General features: G+C 72.8%; 20 protein-coding genes. 9 read left to right on the top strand and 11 right to left on the bottom strand.

Translation table 11 applies throughout. The annotated features are described in order from the left end of the window. Positions 1-37 precede the first annotated feature (37 nt). The 8 genes from ACFWFR_RS06520 to ACFWFR_RS06485 form a co-directional block, all read right to left on the bottom strand. Positions 38-385 (bottom strand): metal-sulfur cluster assembly factor, encoded by a 348-nt coding sequence (locus ACFWFR_RS06520; RefSeq protein WP_056647167.1) that lies wholly within the window; start codon positions 383-385, stop codon positions 38-40. Further along, positions 382-930, bottom strand: a complete 549-nt coding sequence (gene sufU, locus ACFWFR_RS06515) for a Fe-S cluster assembly sulfur transfer protein SufU (protein WP_377621935.1) — start codon at positions 928-930, stop codon at positions 382-384. The genes ACFWFR_RS06520 and sufU overlap by 4 nt, the downstream gene beginning before the upstream one ends. Positions 931-1,005: 75 nt before the next feature. Then, positions 1,006-2,304, bottom strand: coding sequence for a cysteine desulfurase (locus ACFWFR_RS06510; protein ID WP_377621933.1), 1,299 nt, complete (start codon positions 2,302-2,304; stop codon positions 1,006-1,008). Between the two features lie 73 nt (positions 2,305-2,377). Beyond that, positions 2,378-3,142: a Fe-S cluster assembly ATPase SufC gene (gene sufC, locus ACFWFR_RS06505; protein ID WP_191805888.1), complete on the bottom strand. Its 765-nt coding sequence runs from the start codon at positions 3,140-3,142 to the stop codon at positions 2,378-2,380. Positions 3,143-3,183: 41 nt separating this feature from the next. Continuing rightward, a complete protein-coding gene (locus tag ACFWFR_RS06500) occupies positions 3,184-3,525 on the bottom strand; it encodes a non-heme iron oxygenase ferredoxin subunit (protein ID WP_377621931.1) in 342 nt (113 codons plus the stop codon). A gap of 10 nt (positions 3,526-3,535) precedes the next feature. Then, entirely contained in the window at positions 3,536-4,768 is a 1,233-nt protein-coding gene (gene sufD / locus ACFWFR_RS06495; RefSeq protein ID WP_191805890.1) for a Fe-S cluster assembly protein SufD, read from the bottom strand. Further along, positions 4,769-6,223 (bottom strand): Fe-S cluster assembly protein SufB, encoded by a 1,455-nt coding sequence (gene sufB, locus ACFWFR_RS06490; RefSeq protein ID WP_377621930.1) that lies wholly within the window; start codon positions 6,221-6,223, stop codon positions 4,769-4,771. It lies immediately after the preceding gene. Between the two features lies 1 nt (position 6,224). Next, a complete protein-coding gene (locus ACFWFR_RS06485; RefSeq protein WP_191805891.1) occupies positions 6,225-7,124 on the bottom strand; it encodes a metalloregulator ArsR/SmtB family transcription factor in 900 nt (299 codons plus the stop codon). A gap of 171 nt (positions 7,125-7,295) precedes the next feature. Between ACFWFR_RS06485 and ACFWFR_RS06480 the strand changes: the two genes are divergently transcribed. Both ACFWFR_RS06480 and ACFWFR_RS06475 read left to right on the top strand, forming a co-directional pair. Then, positions 7,296-8,255, top strand: coding sequence for an ABC transporter ATP-binding protein (locus ACFWFR_RS06480; RefSeq protein ID WP_377621929.1), 960 nt, complete (start codon positions 7,296-7,298; stop codon positions 8,253-8,255). Further along, positions 8,252-9,067: an ABC transporter permease gene (locus ACFWFR_RS06475; RefSeq protein WP_377616887.1), complete on the top strand. Its 816-nt coding sequence runs from the start codon at positions 8,252-8,254 to the stop codon at positions 9,065-9,067. The genes ACFWFR_RS06480 and ACFWFR_RS06475 overlap by 4 nt, the downstream gene beginning before the upstream one ends. Positions 9,068-9,126: 59 nt before the next feature. Here the strand turns inward: ACFWFR_RS06475 and ACFWFR_RS06470 are convergent, their stop codons facing one another. Next, positions 9,127-9,888, bottom strand: coding sequence for a hypothetical protein (locus ACFWFR_RS06470; RefSeq protein WP_377621927.1), 762 nt, complete (start codon positions 9,886-9,888; stop codon positions 9,127-9,129). 180 nt (positions 9,889-10,068) lie between these two features. Here ACFWFR_RS06470 and ACFWFR_RS06465 point away from each other — a divergent pair, with 180 nt between their 5' ends. The 3 genes from ACFWFR_RS06465 (at position 10,069) to ACFWFR_RS06455 (ending at position 13,063) form a co-directional block, all read left to right on the top strand. Further along, complete coding sequence (locus ACFWFR_RS06465) at positions 10,069-11,007, top strand: heme A synthase (RefSeq protein ID WP_191805895.1); 939 nt, start codon at positions 10,069-10,071, stop codon at positions 11,005-11,007. A gap of 194 nt (positions 11,008-11,201) precedes the next feature. Then, complete coding sequence (locus ACFWFR_RS06460) at positions 11,202-12,233, top strand: ATP-binding cassette domain-containing protein (RefSeq protein ID WP_377621926.1); 1,032 nt, start codon at positions 11,202-11,204, stop codon at positions 12,231-12,233. Beyond that, complete coding sequence (locus ACFWFR_RS06455; RefSeq protein WP_377621924.1) at positions 12,230-13,063, top strand: ABC transporter permease; 834 nt, start codon at positions 12,230-12,232, stop codon at positions 13,061-13,063. Before ACFWFR_RS06460 ends, ACFWFR_RS06455 begins: the two co-directional genes overlap by 4 nt. An 81-nt stretch (positions 13,064-13,144) precedes the next feature. Here ACFWFR_RS06455 and ACFWFR_RS06450 read toward each other — a convergent pair whose 3' ends face one another. Beyond that, on the bottom strand, positions 13,145-16,522 hold the full coding sequence (locus ACFWFR_RS06450; RefSeq protein WP_377621923.1) for a BTAD domain-containing putative transcriptional regulator: 3,378 nt from the start codon (positions 16,520-16,522) through the stop codon (positions 13,145-13,147). A gap of 187 nt (positions 16,523-16,709) precedes the next feature. Between ACFWFR_RS06450 and ACFWFR_RS06445 the strand changes: the two genes are divergently transcribed. Together ACFWFR_RS06445 and ACFWFR_RS06440 are read left to right on the top strand one after the other, a co-directional pair. Continuing rightward, positions 16,710-17,471, top strand: coding sequence for a DeoR/GlpR family DNA-binding transcription regulator (locus ACFWFR_RS06445; protein ID WP_377621922.1), 762 nt, complete (start codon positions 16,710-16,712; stop codon positions 17,469-17,471). Positions 17,472-17,553: 82 nt separating this feature from the next. Continuing rightward, the gene (locus ACFWFR_RS06440) at positions 17,554-18,831 is read left to right on the top strand and encodes an MFS transporter (RefSeq protein WP_377621920.1); all 1,278 of its coding nucleotides are present in this window, start codon (positions 17,554-17,556) and stop codon (positions 18,829-18,831) included. 103 nt (positions 18,832-18,934) lie between these two features. On the opposite strand, the gene ACFWFR_RS06435 is transcribed toward ACFWFR_RS06440, so the two are convergent. Then, the gene (locus ACFWFR_RS06435) at positions 18,935-19,564 is read right to left on the bottom strand and encodes a sugar O-acetyltransferase (RefSeq protein ID WP_377621918.1); all 630 of its coding nucleotides are present in this window, start codon (positions 19,562-19,564) and stop codon (positions 18,935-18,937) included. Between the two features lie 73 nt (positions 19,565-19,637). Between ACFWFR_RS06435 and ACFWFR_RS06430 the strand changes: the two genes are divergently transcribed. Together ACFWFR_RS06430 and ACFWFR_RS06425 are read left to right on the top strand one after the other, a co-directional pair. Next, positions 19,638-20,210: a TetR/AcrR family transcriptional regulator gene (locus tag ACFWFR_RS06430; RefSeq protein ID WP_191805901.1), complete on the top strand. Its 573-nt coding sequence runs from the start codon at positions 19,638-19,640 to the stop codon at positions 20,208-20,210. Between the two features lie 175 nt (positions 20,211-20,385). After that, a complete protein-coding gene (locus ACFWFR_RS06425) occupies positions 20,386-22,680 on the top strand; it encodes a glycoside hydrolase family 3 N-terminal domain-containing protein (protein WP_377621917.1) in 2,295 nt (764 codons plus the stop codon). Positions 22,681-22,754: the final 74 nt, after the last annotated feature.

Below are 22,754 nucleotides of genomic sequence, written 5' to 3'. Positions count from 1 at the left end.
GCCCCTTTCGGCGCACGACCCGCGGGTCAGGCGAACGTCAGACGTTGAAGCCCAGCGCGCGCAGCTGGTCCTTGCCGTCCTGCGTGATCTTCTCGGGGCCCCACGGCGGCATCCAGACCCAGTTGACCCGGAAGCCGTCGATCAGACCGTCGAGCGACTGCGCGGTCTGGTCCTCGATGACGTCCGTGAGCGGGCAGGCTGCCGACGTGAGCGTCATGTCGATCACGGCGTGGTTGTTCTGGTCGACCTGGATGCCGTAGACGAGGCCGAGGTCGACGACGTTGATCCCGAGCTCGGGGTCGATGACGTCGCGCATGGCCTCCTCGACGTCGGCCGCGGTCGGCGGGGTCGGTGCCGCAGAGGCGGCGGGGGTCTCGGTCGTCATCGGTTCTCCTGGGGGGACTGCGGGGACAAGGGCTGGTCGAGCGGGGGCTGGGAGGCTGCGCCCGGGCCCGCGAGGACCCCGGACGTCGCCAGGGTGTCGCGCAGGGCGGCCCAGCCGAGCAGCGCGCACTTGATGCGGGCCGGGAACTGCGCGACTCCGGTGAAGGCCGTGGCGTCGCCCAGCTCGTCCTCGCGGTCCTCGTCGAGGCCCTTGCCGCGGGACTGCATGAGCTGACGGAAGAGGTCGCCCAGGTGCTCGGACTCGGCGACCGGTGCGCCCGTGACGAGGTCGGTGAGCACCGAGAGCGAGGCCTGCGAGATGCTGCAGCCCTGCCCCTCCCAGCTCACGCGGGAGATCGTGGGGGCCTTCGGGTCGGCGGTGTCGAACTCGACGCGCATCGTGACCTCGTCGCCGCACGTGGGGTTGATCTGGTGCGACTCACCGTGCAGGTGCCCCTCCGCGAGCTCCACGAAGCCTCGCCCGTGCGGGGACTTCGCGTGGTCGAGGATCACCTGCTGGTACATCTGCTCCAACGAGCTGCTCATTGCTGGGGTCCTGCTCCTTCGGTACGTCGTGCGGGTCGTGGGACCGCGCAGACAGGGTGGGGCGTCGGGCGCACGTCAGTCCACTGAGAAGAACGCCCGGACCCCCGCCAAACCTTCCCGGAACGCCGTGACGTCCTCGGACGTCGTGTACACCGAGGCCGAGGCGCGCGCCGTGGCGGCGATCCCGAACCTGCGGTGCAGGGGCTGCGCGCAGTGGTGACCGACCCGCACGGCGATCCCGGCGGCGTCGAGGACCTGGCCCACGTCGTGGGCGTGGACGCCCTCGACGACGAACGAGACGACCGCGAGGCGGTCCTCGGGCGTCCGCGGGCCGATGATGCGCACGCCCGGGACGTCCGCGATCTTGAGCATCTCGACGGCGAGGTCGTGCTCGTGGGCCGCGACGTTCTCCATCCCGAGCTCTTCGAGGTACTGCGCCGCGACGCCCAGGCCGACGATCTGCGCGACGGCCTGCGTGCCGGCCTCGAAGCGCTGGGGCGGCGGCATGTACGACGCCTCGGTCATGGTCACGACCTCGATCATGGACCCACCGGTCGTGACCGGGGGCAGCGCCTCGAGCAGCTCGCGCCGCCCGTAGAGCGCTCCGACCCCGGTGGGACCGAGCATCTTGTGACCCGAGAACGCGGCGAAGTCGACGTCGAGGGCGTGCAGGTCGACCGGCAGGTGCGGCACGGACTGGCACGCGTCGAGGAACGTGAGCGCCCCGACCTCCTGGGCCCGCGCCACGATGGGCGCGACCGGGGTGATCGCCCCCGTGACGTTCGAGGCGTGCGTGAACGCGACGACGCGCGTGCGCTCGGTGATGACCGAGGCCGCCTCGTCGACGCGGATGCGGCCCTCGTCGTCGACGCCGAACCAGCGCAGCACCGCTCCGGTGCGCGCCGCGAGCTCCTGCCACGGCACGAGGTTCGCGTGGTGCTCGGCCTCGGTCAGGACGATCTCGTCGCCCGGTGCGAGGGCGAAGCGGCGGGCCGCCTCTCCCCCGCGCCCGATCGTCGCGTTGGACAGCGCGTACGTCACGAGGTTGATCGCGGCCGTGGCCCCGGAGGTCCACACGATCTCGTCGGCGTCGGCCCCGACGAAGCGCGCGACCGCGGACCGGGCGTCCTCGAACGCCTCGGTCGCCTCCTCCGCGAGCTGGTGCGCGCCGCGGTGCACCGCGGCGTTGCGCTCCTCGTAGAAGTCGACCTCGGTGTCGAGGACGACCTGGGGCTTCTGGGACGTGGCGCCCGAGTCGAGGTAGACGAGCGGACGGCCACCCCGCACCGTGCGGGCGAGCAGCGGGAAGTCGGCTCGCACGGCGGCGAGCTCGGTGGCGCTCAGCCCGGCCCGCACGGTGTCGGTGGTGGTCATCGAAGTCTCCTCGGGTGTGTCAGGTGCCCGCCGGCTGACCGGCGGGCGGGCGGCCGGCGGGCCGCAGGCCGGGTCAGGCCGTCGCTGCGCCGGTCAGGAAGCGGTCGTAGCCCTCGTTCTCGAGGCGGTCGGCGAGCTCGGGGCCGCCCTCCTCGGCGATGCGGCCGTCGACGAACACGTGCACGAAGTCCGGCTTGATGTACCGCAGGATGCGCGTGTAGTGCGTGATGAGCAGCACGCCGACGTCGGTGTTCGCCTTGGCGCGGTTGACGCCCTCGGAGACGATGCGCAGCGCGTCGACGTCGAGGCCAGAGTCGGTCTCGTCGAGGATCGCGATGCTCGGCTTGAGGAGCTCCATCTGCAGGATCTCGTGGCGCTTCTTCTCACCACCGGAGAAGCCCTCGTTGACCGAGCGCTCGGCGAAGGACGAGTCCATGCGCAGGTTCTCCATGGCGCCCTTGACGTCCTTGACCCACGTGCGCAGCGCGGGGGCCTCGCCGTCGATCGCGGTCTTCGCGGTGCGCAGGAAGTTCGAGACGGACACGCCGGGGACCTCGACGGGGTACTGCATGGCGAGGAACATGCCGGCGCGGGCACGCTCGTCGACGGTCATCGCGAGGACGTCCTTGCCGTCGAGCGTGACGGTGCCGCTCGTGATCGTGTACTTGGGGTGACCGGCGATCGAGTACGCGAGGGTCGACTTGCCCGAGCCGTTGGGGCCCATGATCGCGTGGGTCTCGCCGCTGTTGATGGTCAGGTCGACGCCGCGCAGGATCGGCTTCGGCCCTTCCTTGGTCTCGACGCTGACGTGCAGGTCGCGGATCTCCAGAGTGGACATGTGGTGTTCTCCAGTATTCGGAATATCGAGAAGTTCAGGGGTCAGGACGGGGAGACGGTCTGGTCGATGTCGACGAGCACGCGCTCGCCGTCGATCGTGACCGGGTAGACGGGCACAGGGCGCATCGCGGGCAGCGCGGTGGGCATGCCGGTCCGCAGGTCGAACTGCGAGCCGTGCAGCCAGCACTCGATGGCGCAGTCCTCGACCTCGCCGTCGGACAGCGAGACCGCACCGTGGGAGCAGATGTCCGAGATGGCGTGCCAGTTCCCGTCGCCGTCGCGGACGACCGCGACCTCCACGGGACCCTTCTCGCCCTCGAGCTCCACGCGCAGCGCCTCCTCGGGCGCCACGTCGTCGGTCATGCAAGCAAGCTGTGCGCTCATGCGGGTCAGGTCACCGGCCTTCGATGACGCTCATCGACTTGGCGAGCTCGGCCTCGATCGAGGTGAGCAGGCGCTCCTCGACCGACGGGACACCGATCTCCTGGATGAGCTCCGCGAAGAAGCCGCGGACCACGAGGCGACGTGCGTCGGCCTCGGGGATGCCGCGGGCCTGCAGGTAGAAGAGCTGCTCGTCGTCGAAGCGACCGGTGGCCGAGGCGTGCCCGGCCCCCTCGATGAGGCCGGTCTCGATCTCGAGGTTCGGCACCGAGTCGGCCCGCGCGCCGTCCGAGAGGACGAGGTTGCGGTTGAGCTCGTAGGTGTCGGTGCCCTCGGCCTCGGTGCGGATCAGCACGTCCCCGACCCAGACCGTGTGCGCGCCCTCGCCCTGCAGCGCGCCCTTGTAGGTGACGCGCGACTTGCAGCTCGGGACCGCGTGGTCGACGAAGAGGCGGTGCTCCTGGTGCTGGTCCGCGTCCGCGAAGTACAGGCCGACCATCTCGACCTCGCCACCGGTGCCGGTGAACTCGGCGTCCGGGGTCACGCGCACGACGTCGCCGCCGAACGTCACCACGACGTGCTTGAGCTTGGCGTCACGGCCGATGCGGGCGCGGTGCGAGCTCGCGTGCACGGCTCCCTCGCTCCAGTCCTGGACCGACACGACCGTGAGGTGCGCGCCGTCCTCGACGACGATCTCGACCGTCTCGGTGAGCGTCGCGGAGCCCACGTGGTCGATGACCACGACGGACTCGCTGTGGCGCTCGGCCTGGATCAGCAGGTGCGTCGCGGTGGGCTCGTCGGACAGGCCCTCGATGCGCACGGACGTGACCTCGCTGGCCACGGCCTCGGCCGGGATCGTCACGACGGTCGCCTCGGCGAACGCGTTCCACGCGGTCACGGCGGTGCGGTCGCCGGGGACGCCCGCGCGGCCGAGCCGCTCGTCGTCCCGGCCGACGATCTCGACCGTGACCTCGGGCGCGTCGACCACGGTCGTGCGCACGCCCGCGCTGCCGAGCTCGGCCGCGAACAGCGGGGCGAGGCGCGGGACCGGCGAGAAGCGCCACTCCTCCTCGCGCCCGGTGGGCACGGTGATGACGGTCGGGTCGAACGAGGTGATGCGCTCGGCGCGGGAACCCTGCGGCGTGCCGCCGACCCCGTGCGAGTGAGCGCCGTCCTGGACGGCCTGCGTGTGGTCCGTGCTCAGGCCGATCGGCTCGGTCTCTGTGGTGCTCGCAGTAGTAGTCATTTAGCCGACGGACCCTTCCATCTGCAGTTCGATGAGGCGGTTGAGCTCGAGCGCGTACTCCATGGGCAGCTCGCGCGCGATGGGCTCGACGAACCCGCGCACGATCATGGCCATGGCCTCGGTCTCGGCCATGCCTCGGGACATGAGGTAGAACAGCTGGTCCTCGCTCACGCGCGACACGGTCGCCTCGTGACCCATCGAGACGTCGTCCTCGCGGACGTCGACGTACGGGTAGGTGTCGGACCGGGAGATCTGGTCGACGAGCAGCGCGTCGCACAGAACGGTGGAGGCGGAGTGCTCCGCTCCCTCGAGGACCTGGACGAGGCCGCGGTAGGACGTGCGTCCACCGCCGCGCGCCACGGACTTCGAGACGATCGAGGAGGACGTGTGCGGGGCCGCGTGCACCATCTTGGCGCCCGCGTCCTGGTGCTGGCCCTCGCCCGCGAACGCGATCGACAGCGTCTCGCCCTTGGCGTGCTCGCCGAGCAGGTAGATCGCGGGGTACTTCATGGTGACCTTGGAGCCGATGTTGCCGTCGACCCACTCCATGGTCGCGCCCTCGGCCGCCGTCGCACGCTTGGTGACGAGGTTGTACACGTTGTTCGACCAGTTCTGGATGGTCGTGTACCGCACGCGGGCGTTCTTCTTGACGATGATCTCGACGACCGCGGAGTGCAGCGAGTCGCTCGAGTAGATCGGGGCGGTGCAGCCCTCGACGTAGTGCACGTACGAGCCCTCGTCCGCGATGATCAGCGTGCGCTCGAACTGGCCCATGTTCTCCGTGTTGATGCGGAAGTAGGCCTGCAGCGGGATCTCGACATGGACGCCCGGGGGGACGTACACGAACGAGCCGCCGGACCACACGGACGAGTTGAGCGCGGCGAACTTGTTGTCACCCGAGGGGATGACGGTGCCGAAGTACTCCTGGAAGAGCTCGGGGTGCTCGCGCAGCGCGGTGTCGGTGTCGAGGAAGATGACGCCCTGCTTCTCGAGCTCCTCGTTGATCTGGTGGTAGACGACCTCGGACTCGTACTGGGCCGCGACACCGGCGACGAGGCGCTGCTTCTCCGCCTCGGGGATGCCGAGCTTGTCGTAGGTCTCCTTGATGTCCTCGGGCAGGTCGTCCCACGACGTGGCCTGCTTCTCGGTGGACCGCACGAAGTACTTGATGTTGTCGAAGTCGATGCCCGACAGGTCGCTGCCCCAGTTGGGCATGGGCTTCTTGTCGAACAGGCGCAGGGCCTTGAGGCGGTAGTTCAGCATCCACTCGGGCTCGCTCTTGAGCGCGGAGATGTTGCGCACGACCGCCTCGGAGAGGCCGCGCTGCGCCGTCGCACCGGCGTCGTCCTTGTCGTGCCAGCCGTAGCCGTAGGAGCCGATCGAGGCGATGATCTCCTCGTCGGACTGGCCGGGGCTCTGGGACACGCCGGCGGTGTCCTGGGTGGGAGCGCTCATGTCATTCCTTCCACGTTCCGTCGACGACGGAGGGGGGCGGTGGGGCGGTGGTCGATGAACCTGTCGGTTCGGTGTGTCGTGCTGGGGGGTGCGCCGGGGCGCGCGGTCCGCGCGCGGTGGCGCGTCGTGCGGTGGTCTCGTGCCCGACGGCGTCGCTCGCCTCGGGTACGCGGGTCGCCGCGGGGAGCACGGGGACGTTGGTGGTGCACGCGTGCCCGCCGCCCGCGAGGGTCGCGAGCCGCTGGACGTGCGAGCCGAGGAGCTGGGAGAAGACCTGGGCCTCGGCGTCGCACAGCTGGGGGAACTCCTCGGCGACGTGCTGGACCGGGCAGTGCCCCTGGCAGAGCTGGACGGTCGCGGTCCCGGCGACGGGGCGCACGCTCGCGGCGAACCCGTCCTCGGCGAGGACCGCGGCGAGCTGCTCGGCGCGGCCCGCGACGTCGTCGGCCGTGATGCGGGGCGCGTAGCGGTCCGTGAGCTCCTCGAGGCGACGACGAGCGAAGTCCTCGACGGCGTCCTCGCCCGCGACGTCGCGCAGGAAGCGCAGCGCCTGGGTCGCGAGGTCGGGGTAGGCCCCCGAGAGCTCGGACTGCCCCCTGTTCGTCGCGACGTAGTGCCGGGCCGGTCGTCCGCGCATGCCCGTGGTGGCGCCCGAGTCGTGGACCGAGATGAGTCCGTCGGTCTCGAGCTGCGCGAGGTGGCGGCGGACGCCTGCGGGCGTGAGACCCAGGTCCGTCGCGAGCGAGGCGGCGCTCACAGGTCCGTCGGTCACGATGAGGGACAGGACGCGCTCGCGCGTGGTCCCGTCGCCGTCCGCGGCGGCGTGGGATGCGTCACTGCCGAGCGCGACGGCAGGCAACGAGCGAGGCGTCGCACCCGAGGTGCGTGCACCGTGCGTCATGCCTCACCTCCACGTCGTCCGGCCTGCTGGGATCCGTCTCGCCAGGTCCGCGGGCGCGCAAGGGCCCCGAGGACTGGTCGATATAGGTAACAGTCTCATGTGCTAAATGGTCCGACGCAAGCAAGGCCTACCTCACAGCGGGCCCCAGGCGGCTCCCCTACAATCGCCACCGTGCCCGACTCCCCCGCCGTCGTCCTCCAGGACGTGGTCAAGCGTTATGACGGCCGGGCGGTCGTCGACCACCTGAGCCTGACCGCCTCCCGAGGCGCCGTGACCGCCGTCCTCGGCCCCAACGGGGCCGGCAAGACCACCACGATCGAGTGCTGCGAAGGGCTGCGCGCTCCGGACGCGGGCACCGTGCGGGTGCTCGGGCTCGATCCCCTGCTGAGCGCGCGCGACCTGCGCCCGCGCGTCGGCGTCATGCTCCAGGACGGCGGCCTGCCCACGGGCGTGCGCGCGCTCGAGATGCTGCACCACGTCGCGTCCATGTACGCGAACCCCCGCGACGTGGCGGAGATCACGGAGCGGCTGGGCCTCGCGAGCTTCGCGCGGACCACGGTCCGACGCCTGTCGGGTGGCCAGCGGCAGCGCCTCGCGCTCGCCGCGGCGATCGTGGGCCGCCCCGAGGTCGTGTTCCTCGACGAGCCCAGCGCGGGCATGGACCCCCAGAGCCGGCACGCGGTGTGGGAGCTCGTGCGCGAGCTGCGCGCCGACGGCGTCGGGATCGTCCTGACGACCCACCTCATGGACGAGGCCGAGGACCTCGCGGACCACGTCTACATCGTGGACCACGGGCAGGTCATCGCCTCGGGCGCGACGCCCGACCTGCTGCACTCGGGGCCGTCGGCGGACGGGAACCGCACGCTGCGCCTCGAGGCGCGCGCGGGCCTGGACGTGGAGGCGCTGGCCGAGCGAGTCGGCCCCGGCCCGACGACGTCGCCCGCCTCCGCGTGGACCGTGACCGAGACGCAGCCCGGCTCGTACAGCGTGACGGGGCCGGTCGACCCGTCGACCGTCGCCGTCGTGACCGCGTGGCTCGCGGACGAGAGCGCGCTCGCCTCGCGCATCACGATCGGCCGCCGCACCCTCGAGGACGTCTTCCTCGACCTGACAGGACGAGAGCTCCGATGACCGACCAGACCGCCACCGGACCGGTCGCCGAGCGGCCCGCCCCGACCGACGGCGCGTCCCCCGCGGACGGGGCTGCCCCCGCGTGGCGTCGGGTGGCGTCGCAGACGGCGTTCGAGACCCGCATGATCCTGCGCAACGGCGAGCAGCTGCTCGTGACGATCATCCTGCCCGTGATGCTGCTCGTGGGCCTGGCGCGCACGAGCTTCATCGACCTCGACACGCAGGGACACTCGCGCATCGACTTCGTGACGCCCGGTGTCCTGGCGCTCGCCGTCATGTCCACCGCCTTCACGTCGCAGGCCATCGCGACGGCCTTCGACCGCCGCAACGGCGTCCTGCGCCTGCTGTCCACCACGCCCCTGGGCCGTGGCGGCCTGCTCGCGGGGAAGATCCTCGGGGTGCTCGCGGTCGAGGTCGTGCAGGTCGTGGTGCTGGGCGGGGTCGCGCTCGCGCTCGGCTGGTCCCCGGACCCGGCCGGCATCCTGCCGGCGCTGCTCGCGGTGCTGCTCGGCACCGCGGCGTTCACGAGCCTCGCGCTCCTGCTCGCGGGGACGCTGCGCGCCGAGGGCGTGCTCGCGGTCGCGAACCTGCTGCTGGTCCTGCTGACCGTCGCGGGGGGCGTGCTGGTCCCGGTCGAGCAGCTTCCCGGGGCGCTCGAGCAGGTCGCCCTGCTGCTGCCCTCGGGTGCGCTGGGCGAGGCCATGCGCGGTGCGCTGCTCCTGGGCGAGGTCCCCGCGTTCTCCGTGGTCGTGCTGCTCGGGTGGACCGCGGCGCTCGGCTGGGGAGCGGGCAAGCTCTTCCGCTGGCACTGAGCGCGCGCCCCGGCGCTGCGGACGCCCCGGTCGTCAGTCGGCCGGGGGACGGTCCCGCGTCACTCGTCCCGCCACGCGCCGGCCGTCTCCCCGCCCGCGAGCGGCAGACGCACCTGCGCCAGCGCCGCTCCCCAGGCCGCCTCGTCGATCATGCCCCCGGTGCACTCGAAGGCCACGAACGAGCTCTCGCGCAGGCCTTCGCCCGAGTAGAGGCGTGACCACACCGAGCGGACCAGGACGCGGCTGCGCACCACGGTGCCGGCACGCTCGACGGTCCACTCCTGCAGCACCGCGTTCGTCCCGCGGGGCTCGCCCGGGCTGCCGTCGGTCGCGAGCACCTCGGAGACGCTCGACGGGTCGCTCGCCCGTGGCTCGCCGGCCAGGAGGTCGGCGAGCGCGGCGAGGGAGACGTCCCGCTCGCGGGCGACCTGGTCCTCGTCGGGCACGCTCGTCGCGGTGCTGGACGCGGTGCACCTGCCGGTCGATCCGAGCGTCGTCCAGCCTGCGCGTGACGGGAAGGCGCTCGCCGAGGTGAAGCCCTCGGGACGGACGACCAGGGTCGCGGTCCGGTCGAAGGATCCGGCCGTCCCTGCCCCGGCACCGGCCTCCGTCTCGGACTCCTCACCGACCGTCTGCCCGGGGGGCGCGTCGCCGCCCGCCGCTTCGTCGGTCGAGCCCGTCCCTTCCGGGCCGGACGACGTCTCACCCACGACAGGCGGCTCCTGCGGTCCCACCGCGGAGGTGCAGCCCGTGAGCGCCAGCAGGAGGACCGCGAGCGCTCCGATCCCCTGGGTGCGGCGGGCCGGTCGGGAAACGGTCACGAAAACCCCCTGATATGCGACGAAAGGTCTAGCGAGGATATCGAGTCAGTCACGATTCGTCGGGATCGGCGCGCTGTGCCGTCACGGTTCTCCCCCGGCGGTCTCCTGCGGGCCAATCTCACACCCGCTCGGGACCTCGACGATTGAGGGCCGCGCTCGCCCCGCGGCTACCTTTGGACGGTGAGCAGCGCAGAACTCGCCCCGGTACCCACGTCCCCCGCCTGGTACGCGAAGGTCGACCGCTTCCGCCGCTGGACCCGACCGGTCCTCGTCGCGAACCTCGTCGGCCAGATCGGCATCATCGTCACGGGCGGCGCGGTGCGTCTGACCGGATCCGGCCTCGGCTGCTCCACGTGGCCGCTGTGCGAGCCCGGGAGCTTCACGCCCGAGTTCCACTCGGCGATGTCCATCCATCCCCTCATCGAGTTCGGCAACCGCACGCTCACGGGGGTCGTCGGGATCATCGCGCTCGCGGTCCTGGTGCTCCTCTGGACCGACACGACGCGTTCCGCGTCGTTCCGGCGCGCGAGCTCGCTCCCCCTGATCGGCGTTGCCCTGCAGGCCGTCATCGGTGGCGTCACGGTCCTGCTGCACCTGCACCCCGCCGTCGTCGGGGTCCACTTCCTCGTGTCCGCCGCACTCGTCGCGGTCTCGGCCTACCTGCTGTACCGCTCGGGCGAGGGCGACGGTCAGCCCGCACAGGTCGTGGACCGACGGACCACCCTGGTCGGCCGGGTCCTGGCCGTCCTGGCGGTGCCGCTGCTGATCCTGGGCGTCCTCGCGACGGGCTCGGGCCCGCACGGCGGCGACGACGAGGTGGCCTACCGGTTCGCTCTCGACCCGGCACTCATCAGCAAGGCGCACGCGGCCTCCGTCTGGCTCTTCCTCGCCGTGCTGGTCGTGCTGACGGTCCTGGTCCTGCGCCAGGCCACCGCCCCTGCCCGGGCCCGCAAGGCCGTCGTCGTGCTCGTCGCGGTGACTCTCCTGCAGGGCCTGATCGGTTACGTCCAGTACTTCACGGGGCTGCCCGAGGTCCTGGTCGCCGCGCACATGCTGGGGGCCGGGCTCCTCATCACCTCGCTCACCTGGACGCTGCTCACGTTCCGCGTCCGCGACTGACGTTCATCCCTGCCGCCGCCCGCCGCCGCCCACCTGCCGCGCGGCCCGCAGGAGTGGAGAGGGCCGTCGTTCCTGCGGGAACGGCGGCCCTCTCCCGTCCTGCCGCCTCCCCGGACAGCGACGTGACAGCGACGTGACACCGGCGTGACAGGCCCCTCCCGGAGGCTGGACCCACCAGCAACCAGGAGGAATCCATGACCCACGAATGGGCGGTCGAGGCGCACGGCCTCGTCAAGACGTTCGGCGAGAACCGGGCGGTCGACGGCGTCGACCTGAACATCCGCACCGGCTCGGTGTACGGCGTGCTCGGCCCCAACGGCGCCGGCAAGACCACCACCATCAGCATGCTCGCCACGCTCCTGCGCCCCGATGCCGGCGCGGCCCGCGTCTTCGGGCACGACGTCGTCCGCGAGGCACAGGTCGTGCGCCAGCTCATCGGCGTCACGGGCCAGTACGCGTCGGTCGACGAGACCCTCAGCGCGACCGAGAACCTCGTGATCTTCTCGCGCCTGCTCGGCCTCGGACGCGCAGAGTCGCGGCGCAAGGCCGCCGAGCTGCTCGAGACCTTCGGCCTGACCGAGGCCGCGACGCGGCCGCTCAAGAACTTCTCCGGCGGCATGCGCCGGCGTCTCGACCTCGCGGCGAGCCTCATCGCCCAGCCGCCCCTGATCTTCCTCGACGAGCCGACCACGGGCCTCGACCCCCGCACGCGCGCCCAGATGTGGGACACGATCCGTGAGCTCGTCGCGACGGGGTCGACCGTCGTGCTCACGACGCAGTACCTCGACGAGGCCGACCAGCTCGCCGACCGGATCGCGGTCATCGACCGCGGCCGGGTGGTCGCCGAGGGCACGGCCGACGAGCTCAAGGACGCGGTCGGGAACCAGTCGCTCCAGCTCGGGCTGGTCGCGGCCGCGGACCTGGGGTCGGCACTCGACATCGTCGAGGCGACGTTCGGCGTCGCCGCGACCACGTCCCCCGAGGCCCGCCGCATCACGGTCCCGGTGACCGGACCGGACGAGGTCACCGACCTCCTCGTCAGGCTGCGCGAGGCCCGCATCGCGGTCGACTCGATCAGCATGGACAAGCCGAGCCTCGACGAGGTCTTCCTGACCCTCACGGGTCACGGCGTCGGGTCGGAGGACCCTGCGGAACCCGGTGACGGGCGCCCCGCGGGCGCGGACGCGCCCGCATCCACGACCACGCGAGAGGCGGCCCTGCGATGACCACGACCCTCACCGCTCCCCGGGAGCAGATCCAGGCCGCGACCGACCGCGACCTGACGAACCGCACGAGCCCCGGGCAGACGGTCCGGAACACGTTCACCATGGCGTACCGCGGGATCCTCAAGATCCGTCGGACACCCGAGCAGCTCGTCGACGTGACCGTCCAGCCGATCCTGTTCACGCTCATGTTCACGTACATCTTCGGCGGAGCGATCGCCGGGGACGTCGTGAGCTACCTGCCGACGATCATCCCCGGCATCCTCGTCCAGACCGTCATCACGACGTCGGTCGTGACGGGCGTCCAGCTCCGTGAGGACATGGACAAGGGCGTGTTCGACCGGTTCCGCTCGCTGCCGATCGCACGCATCGCGCCGCTGTCGGGGGCGCTGCTCGCGGACACCGTCCGGTACGGCATCGCGACGACTCTGACGTTCGCGATGGGCTACGTCATGGGCTACCGACCCGCGGGCGGCCTGGGCTCGGTCGTCCTGGCGGCCCTGCTCGTGATCGTGTGCTCGTGGGCCGTGAGCTGGATCTTCGCGTTCTTCGGCGTGATCGCCCGGACCGCGGCGAGCGTCCAGGGGATCTCGATGATCGTCCTGTTCCCGCTCACGTTCCTCTCGAACGCGTTCGTGCAGCCCGACACCATGCCGGGCTGGCTCCAGGGCTTCGTGAACGTCAACCCGGTCTCGCACCTGGTGACGGCGGTCCGTGAGCTGACGAACAACGGCGTGCTGGGCTCGGACGCGGTGATCTCGCTGGTCGGCGCGGCGGTCATCGTCGCCGTCTTCGCGCCGCTCACGGTACGGGCGTACATGCGCAAGGCCTGACGGCCTGCGCGGGCGGCACGGGCGGTACCCCTGGTGAACGCCGGGGGTACCGCCCGTCGTCGTGCCTGCTCCCCGGGGTGGTCAGGCGCCGGGGCTCGGGGGCTCTGCGGGCCGCGTCCAGGGACCCGCGCGGAGGATCTCGAGCGTCCGGGCCGGGAGGTCCTCGTACGGCAGCTGCCCGACGGCGTCGCGCACCTCGTCGACCCGGGCGTCGCCGTGCAGGGCGCGCGCCCAGGCGTCGTGCGGGGCCGTGCGCAGCGCGGGCACGTCCTGCCGGGCCCCCATCCGGTGGGCCAGGTGGAGCAGCGTGAGCCCGTCGTCGACGCGGCCCAGGCCCGGCGCGGCCCACAGGTAGGCGCCGAGCGCGATCGCGGCAGTGCCCAGGACCGGGTAGTCGACGAAGGCCGAGGACGCCCGGTAGGAGGCGACCATGCGCACGCGCAGCTCGCGTGCGAGGCGCTCAGCCTCGGGGGACGGCACCGGGTCGGGTTCCCACGGCCCGTCGCTCTCGGGAGCGGGCAGGACCATGGTCGAGAGCCAGCCGGCGGCGAACATGGTGTACCAGGGTGAGCGACGGGAGACCCTGCCCCCGAAGACCGCGTTGGCGAGCTCGAGCTCGCGCAGCGCGAGCTCGTGGTCGCCGCGCGTCAGGGCGATCTCGGCGAGCCCCGCGTGGCCGATCGAGCGCAGCTCGTGCGCGGTGCCGCCCAGCCCGGACGGCACCGGGTCGTCGTCGGTCTCGACGAGCGAGGTGAAGACCAGCTCGGCCTCGGCGGCGCGCCCGACGTGGACGAGGTTCGTCGCCTCGAGCCAGTCGAGCTGACGCAGGTCCTCGTCGGCGCGCAGCCGACCGAGTCCCTCACGGGCCCGGGCGGCCCACTCGAGGGCGCGGGGAGCGTCGCCCTGCTCGCTCGCGAGCTGGGCGAGGAAGAGCGCCGACGTCGCGGCTCCCCACGTGTCCTGCCCCTGGGTCGCGAGCGCGTGCGCGTGCGTGACCTGCTCGATCGCGACGCCCAGCCGCCCGTGGTTCTCCGCGAGCTGAGCGCTGAGCAGGTGCGCGACGAGGGCGACGAACGGGTCGCCGGAGTGATGGAGCGCGGCCAGTCGCGGCCCCATGCCCAAGGGGTCGCCGGCGTCGGTCAGGAGGTCGGTGAGCGCAGCCGCCCGCGGGCCGATGTCGGCGTCCCGGTGCAGGCGACGCAGTCGCGCGGCGGCACGCACGCCCGTCGCCGGGTCGCCGTTGGGGGTCGATGCCGTGAGCAGGAACAGCACGATCCCCGCCTCCTGCGTGAGCTGGTCGTCAGGCTCGTTGTGGACCCCGCGGACGCGCCTGCCCTGCCAGCCCTCCACGACCCCGAGCACGTCGCGTGCGAGAGCGACGACCTCGGTGTGCGCCCCGCGCAGGCTCCAGTGCAGACCGAGCGCGTGGAAGACGGGCAGGACCACGTCGGCCCGGTCCTCCGCGAGCGCCGTCCGCAGCACGTGCAGGAGGTTCTCCTGCTCGAGGCGCAGCGTCAGCATCGCGGCGACCTGCGTCGGTCCTTCGAGCCGCGCGACCTCGCGTCGTGAGAGGTCGACGGCCCAGCGATAGGTGGCCTCCTGGGCGATCTCGCGCTCGCCCGCCTCGTCGAGCGCGAGGGCACCGAACTCGCGCACGGTCTCGAGCATGCGGTAGCGGGCGGTGTGGGACAGGGGCTCGTCGGTCACGGTCAGGAGCGACTGGTTGACGAGCGCCTCGACGTCGTCGAGCCCGACGCCGGAGGCCGCCTGGGCGGTCTGCACCCCGAACCCGTCGGGCAGCAGCGACAGGCGTCGGAGCAGCGCCTGCTGCGCAGCGGTCAGGAGGTTCCAGCTCCAGTCGATCACGGCGTGCAGGGTCCGGTGCCGCTCGGGGGCGCTGCGGTCGCCGGTCGTGAGCAGGGCGAAGCGCGCGTCGAGCCGTCGTTCGATCTCCTGGACCGACAGGGAGCGGACCCGCGCCGCGGCGAGCTCGATCGCGAGCGGCAGCCCGTCGAGCCGCGCGCAGAGCCGCTCCACGACGTCTGTCGGGAGGTCGGCGCCGGGACGGGCCGCCAGCGCGCGCTCGCGGAAGAGCTCGACCGCCGGTCCCGGGTCCGTGCGGGCCGCCTCGTCCTGGGTGTCCTGGGCGGCGGGGGGTGACGTCGTGGCCAAGGGGTCGAGCGGGAAGACCTGCTCCCCGCCGACGAGGAGCGGGGACCTGCTGGTCGTGAGGATCCGCAGCCCCGGGACGACGGCGATCAGCTCGGCCGCCCACCGGGCGGCCGCCTCGACGACGTGCTCGCAGTTGTCCAGCACGAGGAGGGTGTCGACCTCGCCGAGTCGGTCGGCCAGGAGCTCGTGCACCTCGGTCCGGGCGACCTGGTCGCCGAGGCGCGGGCTGCGTGTCACGTCGCGCACGCCCAGCGCAGAGGTGAGGGCGAGGCCGATGTCCTCGCCGGTGCGCACGCTCGCGAGCTCGACGACCGCGACGAGCGGCGTCGTCTCGACGGACCGGCGCGCGGCCTCCTGCACCACGCGTGTCTTGCCCATGCCTCCCGGGCCGAGCACGGTCACGAGCCGGGACCGTCCCAGGAGGTCGAGGACCGCGTCGACGTCGTCCTCTCGTCCGACCAGGGTGTTGGGTGCTGCACGCAGCCCGAGCGCGGCGCCTCGCCGCGCCGGGCGAGGGGTGGGCACGGCCTCGGTCTCGGGCGCCTGCAGGATCCGCGTGTTGAGCGCGACCAGGTCGGCGCGCGGGTCGGTTCCGAGCTCGGTCGCGAGCCGGGTCCGCAGAGCCCCGAAGGCACGCAGCGCGTCGGCCGGTCGGCCGGCACCCGCGTAGGCCCGCAGGAGCGCGAGGTGGGCGTCCTCGTCGAGCGGAGCGCGCTCGACGGCGCGCTCGGCCCAACCGACCGCGGCGTGGTGGTCACCCGCGGCGAGGAGCGCGTCGAGCAAGGCCTGCTCAGCCTCGGCGCGGAGGCGTCCGGCCGTCGCGACGAGGTCCTCGCCGATCCCGGTACCCGCCAGGTTGAGCAGGTCGTCGCCCGGCTCGCCGCGCCACAGCCCGAGCGCCGAGCGTGCCGACCCGGCGGACCTGCGGGGGTCCCCCGCCGCGAGCGCCTCGGCTGCTGCGCGCGTCAGGTCCCGTGCGGCGCCGAGGTCGCTCGCGGCGAGCGACGAGTAGCCACCGGGGGCGGACGTGAGCAGCCCCTCGGCGAGAGTCGAGCGCGTCCGGGAGACGAGGCTCTGGAGGGCGGCACGGGGGTCCGTGGGCTGGGTGTCCGGCCACAGGTCGTCGATGAGCGCTGCGGTGCTCACCGTGCGGCCGTGCGCGAGCACGAGCGCGACGACGAGCGCACGGGCACGCGCGCTGGACGGGGAGACGAGCGTCCCGTCCCGACCTTCGACGAGCACCGGCCCGAGGACGAGGGCGCGGGGGCGCGGGACCGACGAGGACACCCGCCCCACTCTAGTGCGCACGGACCTCGCGCCAGGGAGGGTGCGTCGAGCCCCCGGGGGCGAGCGACGTCGTCGGGCGGGCGCCGCAGACCTCACCCGTCTCGCCGAGCCGTCGGCGGGTACGAACGATCCCCTCAAACGAACAGCGGCCGTTTACATTCGTAACCGCGCTGTGTACGTTTGAGCGATGGACAGTGCCACCACCAGACAGCAGCGGATCGTCCAACGACTCCGTGAGACCGAGCGCGTGGACGTCGCCGACCTGGCCCTCGAGCTCGACACCTCCGAGGTCACGGTCCGCCGCGACCTCGACACCCTCGCGGCCGCCGGAGCGCTGCGGCGCGTGCACGGAGGCGCCGTCAGCCTGCTCCTGCGCGGCGAGGAGCTGCCGTTCGCGCTGCGCGAGATCGAGTCGACCTCGGCCAAGGAACAGATCGCACGGACGGTCGCCGACCTGCTCAGCGACGGCGAGGCCGTGATCGTCGACAGCGGGACCACGGGGCTCGCGATCGCCCGCGCGCTCGTCGGGCGCCGCCTGACGGTCGTGCCCCTGTCGATCCCCGCGGCCCACGTCCTCTCCGCGAGCGCCTCGACCACCCTCAAGGTCCCCGGGGGCACGTCCCGGTTCGGGGAGGGCTCGCTCGTCGGTCCCCTGACCGAGGCCTCGCTGCGCTCGCTGCGCGTCGACACCGCGATCATCAGCTGTTGCGGCCTGTCCGTCGTCGACGGGGTCACCGCGTACGACGACGTCGAGGCGGCGACCAAGCGTGCCGCGATGGCCAGCGCCCGCCGCACGATCCTCGTCGGGGAGGCCGCGAAGTTCTCCCGCACCGCGCTCGCGGTCGTGTGCCCCCTGACCGACTTCGACGTCCTCGTGACCGATCCCGAGGCCCCTGCCGACGCGGTCGCCCGGCTCCGCCAGGCGGGGGTCGACGTCCTCGGTACCTGACGCCGCCACCCTCCGCGCGAGGCGTCCCACGCACCGCCCCCGACACCTCGCCCGACCCACGACCCCGAGAGAGCACCCACTCATGACCGACCCCACCGTGGCACCACCACGCCCCCGCACGGCCCGAGCCGGCGCGGCCCCCCGCGACCTCCGACGGGCCCGCGTCGCCGTCGCGACCCTGTTCTTCACGAACGGCGCGATCTTCGCCAACCTCTTCCCCGAGTACCCCGCGATCAAGGCCGAGCTCGGGCTGAGCAACGCGCAGTACGGGCTCGCGATCGCGGCCTTCCCCACGGGGGCGCTCGTCGCGGGTCTCGCGGCAGGGGTCCTGATCCGGCGGCTGCGCTCGTCGCGGGTCGCGGTGGCCGGCACCGTCCTGACCGGTACGGGCGTCCTGGCCGCGGGCCTGTCCTCGACCTGGACCATGCTCGCGGTCGGGCTCCTGCTCGCAGGGGCCATGGACGCGATCACCGACGTCGCCCAGAACGCCCACGGCCTGCGGGTCCAGCGTCGCTACGGCCGGTCGATCCTCAACTCGTTCCACGCGGTGTGGAGCATCGGCGCGGTCACGGGTGGGCTCATGGGGGCCGGGGCCGTCGCGATCGGCATGTCGCGCGGGCTGCACCTGGGCCTCTCGGCCCTCGTCTTCGCGATCGTCGCCCTCTCGTGCTACCGCTTCCTGCTGCCCGGCCCCGAGGACGGCGACCGCACCGCGGCAGGTGCGGGCGAGGGCGCTACCGCCCGCGGCGCCGCGGGGGCGGTCGAGCCCGAGCACCCCTCGCGCGTCCCGGGCCTGCTCGTGCGGGTCGGCACGCTCGCGGCCCTGGTCCTCATCGCCGCGGCAGGATCGGTCGTGGAGGACTCGGGCAGCACCTGGGCGGCCGTCTACCTCTCGCAGTCGCTGGGCGCCCCGCTCTCGCTCGCCGCGTTCGGCTTCGTCGCACTGACCGGCGCCCAGTTCGTCGGCCGCCTGGTCGGAGACCGCGTGGTCGACCGGTTCGGGCAGCGTGCCGTGGCCCGCTCGGGTGGCGCCCTGGTCGCGCTCGGCATGGGGCTGGCCCTGGCCTTCCCGACCGTGCCCGGCACGATCGCCGGGTTCGCCGCGGCGGGCCTCGGCATCGCGACACTGGTCCCCGCCGCCATGCACGGGGCCGACGAGCTGCCCGGGCTGCGCCCGGGGACAGGGCTGGCGGTCGTGAGCTGGCTCATGCGGATCGGCTTCCTGCTCTCGCCGCCGCTCGTCGGTCTCGTCGCCGACCACGCCTCGCTCCGGGCAGGGCTCCTGGTGGTCCCGGTGGCGGGGCTGGTCGTGGTGCTCGCCTCCCAGGTCCTCGACACGCGCCGCGCCGGCCGGGCCTGACCCGCCGCGGCCAGGCCGCGGCCGCGCCGCGAACGGGCTGCCGGGGCACCGCGGACGCGAGGGGCCCGACGCCGTCGGGCCCCTCGCGCTCGAGCGCGATCCCTCAGGCGCCGTCGACCGGCAGCCCCGCGGCGACCGCGGCGCGGTCCTTCTCGTCGACCGGACGGAGCACCCGGCACGGCGAGCCGACCGCGACCACGCGCGGCGGGACGTCGCGCGTCACGACGCTGCCCGCCCCGACGACGGAGCCCGCACCGATCGTGACCCCGGGCAGGACGACGACGTTCGAGCCGATCCAGACGTCGTCCTCGATGCGCACGGGCAGCGAGAACTGGGTCCCGTCGCGGCGCGCCTCGGGGTCGACCGGGTGGCCGGCGGTGCTCACGGTGACGTTGGGGGCGAACATGACGCGGTCGCCGATGTGGATGTCGGCGTCGTCGACGAGCACCAGGTTGAAGTTGACGTAGACGTGGTTCCCCACGTGGACGTGCGAGCCGTAGGACACGCTGAGCGGCGGCTCGACCCAGACCCCCTCGCCCAGGGTCCCGAACAGCTCGCGCAGGATCCGCCCGCGCTCCTCGACCTGGCTCGGGCGCGTGCGGTTGAAGTCGTACGCGAGCTCCTTGCCGGCGACCCGCTCGGCCTCGAGCTGCTCGAGGCCCTCGCCGTAGTCCACGTAGGGCTCGCCCGTGTTCATCCGCGCCCGGACGGTGCGGTACTGCTCGGTCGTCATCGTCTTCTCCTGGTCGTTCGGTGGTCGTCCGACGCTACCGGTCGGCAGCGCTCGTCCCGCATAGGATCGTCGGGTGGCGAGGGATGGTGTGTACGCAAAGGGACGGCTCAAGCGCGAGGAGATCCTCGACGTCGCGCTCGAGGTCTTCGCCGACGAGGGCTACCGCGGCACGAGCCTGCGGACCATCGCGGCGCGGTGCGGCCTGACCGTCGCGGGGGTCATGCACTACTTCGACTCGCGCGAGGACCTGCTGGCCCAGGTGATCGTCCGCCGCGACCAGACGGGCCGGCCCATCTACCACGACGCGCCGCGCACGCTCACGGAGAACGTCCGCGGCAACGCCGAGCGCCCGGGGCTCGTCGAGCTCTTCGTGTCCCTGACGGCCGCGGCGCGCGACCGCGAGCACCCGGCCCACGAGGTCCTGGCCCACCGCTATGCGGGGCTGCGGGCGACGCTGAGCGCCGACGTCGTCGAGCGGCAGGAGGCCGGCGAGCTCCCGTCCCACCTGGATCCGGACGCGATCGCGCGCCTGATCATCGCGACGGCCGACGGCGCGCAGCTGCAGTGGATGGTCGACGACGAGGCCAGCCTCGACGGGCCCCTGAGCACGCTGCTGTACGACGTGCTGGGACTTCCGCGCCCCTGACCCCGGGCGGGCCGCAGGCCGGCGCGCACGACTCACCCTCGCTGCCCTCCCCCGGTCCTCACGACAATTACCTAGCAGTGTATGGTTTTCTCGAAGCGTCCGACGAACCGTCTCTTCGGATCGATTCGACAGCTCCGTCCACGTCACCGTCGCCGTCTCCGAAGGGACACCGCACATGTCCGACCGCCTGCCCTACCAGGACCCCTCGCGGCCCGTTCCCGAGCGCGTCGCCGACCTCGTCGGGCGCATGACGCTCCCCGAGAAGGTCGGGCAGATGATGCAGCTCAACGCTGCCGACGGCGTCGAGCGGCTCGTGAACGAGGTGCACGTCGGATCGATCCTGCACACCTCCCCCGAGAACGCCCTCCTCGCGCACGAGCTCACCGCAAGCACCCGCCTGCAGATCCCGCTGCTCATCGCCGAGGACTGCATCCACGGGCACTCGTTCTGGCACGGCGCGACGATCTACCCGACCCAGCTCGGCATGGCCGCGACCTGGAGCCCCGAGCTCCTCGAGCGCGTCGCCCGGGCCACCGCGGTCGAGGTCGCGGCCACGGGCATCCACTGGACCTTCTCCCCCGTGCTGTGCATCACGCGTGACCTGCGCTGGGGCCGTGTGAGCGAGACGTTCGGCGAGGACCCGTTCCTCATCGGCGAGCTCGCGTCCGCGATGGTCCGCGGCTACCAGGGCGACGGGCTCGACGACCCGACCGCGATCCTCGCGACAGCCAAGCACTTCGCCGGCTACTCCGAGACCCAGGGTGGGCGCGACGCGAGCGAGGCCGACATCTCCCGCCGCAAGCTCCGCTCGTGGTTCCTCCCGCCGTTCGAGCGGGTCGCCCGAGAGGGCTGCCGGTCCTTCATGCTGGGCTACCAGTCGATGGACGGCGTGCCGATCACGGTCAACGAGTGGCTGCTGAGCGACGTCCTGCGCGGCGAGTGGGGCTACACCGGAACCCTCGTCACGGACTGGGACAACGTCGGCCGCATGGTCTGGGAGCAGCACATCCAGCCCGACCACACGCACGCGGCCGCGGCCGCGGTACGGGCCGGGAACGACATGGTCATGACCACGCCCCAGTTCTTCGAGGGCGCCCAGGAGGCCGTCCGCCAGGGACTGCTCGACGAGGCCCAGCTCGACGCCGCGGTCGCCCGCATCCTCACCCTCAAGCTCGAGCTCGGCCTGTTCGAGAACCCCCGGCGCCCCGACCCGGAGCGCCAGGCGCTGGTCGTCGGGTCCGCCGAGCACGCCGACCTCAACCTCGAGGTCGCCCGCCGCTCGCTCGTGCTGCTCACGAACGACGGGACGCTCCCCCTCGACGGCGGTCTCGTCGCGGGCCCGGACGGTCGTGCGCTCGCCGCGGGTGCCGGCGCCCCGACCCGGCGGATCGCGGTCGTCGGACCCAACGCCGACGACCCGCACACCCAGCAGGGCGACTGGGCCGGGGCGTCCGGCCAGGTCGACTGGCTGCCCGACGGCCACCCGCGCGAGATGACCCAGACCGTCCTCGACGGCTTCCGGGAGCACGTCCCGGCAGGCTGGGAGGTCACGCACGCACGCGGCGCCGACATCCTCACCCTCGTCCCCGACCCCGAGGGCGAGCTCTTCCCCGACGGGCAACCGCGCCCCCAGGTGGTCCAGCCCGCCGAGACCGACGCGGCGACGATCGTGGAGGCCGTCGCGGCGGCACGCGACGCGGACTACGTCGTCGCGGTGGTCGGGGACCGCATCGAGCTGGTCGGCGAGGGCCGCTCGACCGCGACGCTCGACCTCGTGGGCGCCCAGGTCGCCCTGCTCGACGCGCTCGCGGAGACCGGCACGCCGCTCGTCGTCGTGGTCGTGGCCTCCAAGCCGCTCGTCCTGCCGCCCTCGGCGCGCGACGCCGCGGCGATCGTGTGGGCCGCGAACCCCGGCATGCGCGGTGGGCGCGCGGTCGCCGAGCTCGTCCTGGGCCTGATCGAGCCGTCGGGGCGCCTGCCGCTCTCGTTCGCCGAGCACGTGGGACAGCTCCCGGTCTTCTACAACCAGCTCCCCGGCCAGCACGGCACCCGCTACGCCGACCTCACGCAGCGTCCGCCCTTCGCGTTCGGCGAGGGCCTGAGCTACACCACGGTCGAGTACGCGGACCTCACGGTCCTCGACACCGTGGTCGGACCCGACGACACCGTCCGGGCACAGGTCACGGTGAGCAACACGGGCTCGCGGCCCGCGCGCGAGACCGTGCAGGTCTACGTCCGTGACACGGTCACGTCGGTCACGTGGGCCGAGAAGGAGCTCAAGGCCTACCGGCAGGTCGAGGTGGCACCGGGCGAGTCCCGCGTGGTCGACCTCGCGGTCGCCGTGGCGGACTGCACGCTCGTCGACGCCCAGGGGCGTCGCGTCGTGGAGCCCGGTGCGTTCGAGCTGCTCGTCGGCCCGTCCTCGCGCGACGAGGTCCTGCTCGTGGGCGAGTTCACGGTCAAGGGCTGAGCACGGCGCCCGCCGTTCGTCCGGCGGAAGCGCACCGCACAGCGGTGCGACGAGGGCCCGACGGCGCGTACCGC

The organism is Oerskovia sp. NPDC060287, assembly GCF_042726775.1.
Classification (GTDB): Bacteria; Actinomycetota; Actinomycetes; order Actinomycetales; family Cellulomonadaceae; genus Oerskovia; species Oerskovia merdavium.
This window is presented reverse-complemented; position numbering and strand designations above follow the sequence as displayed.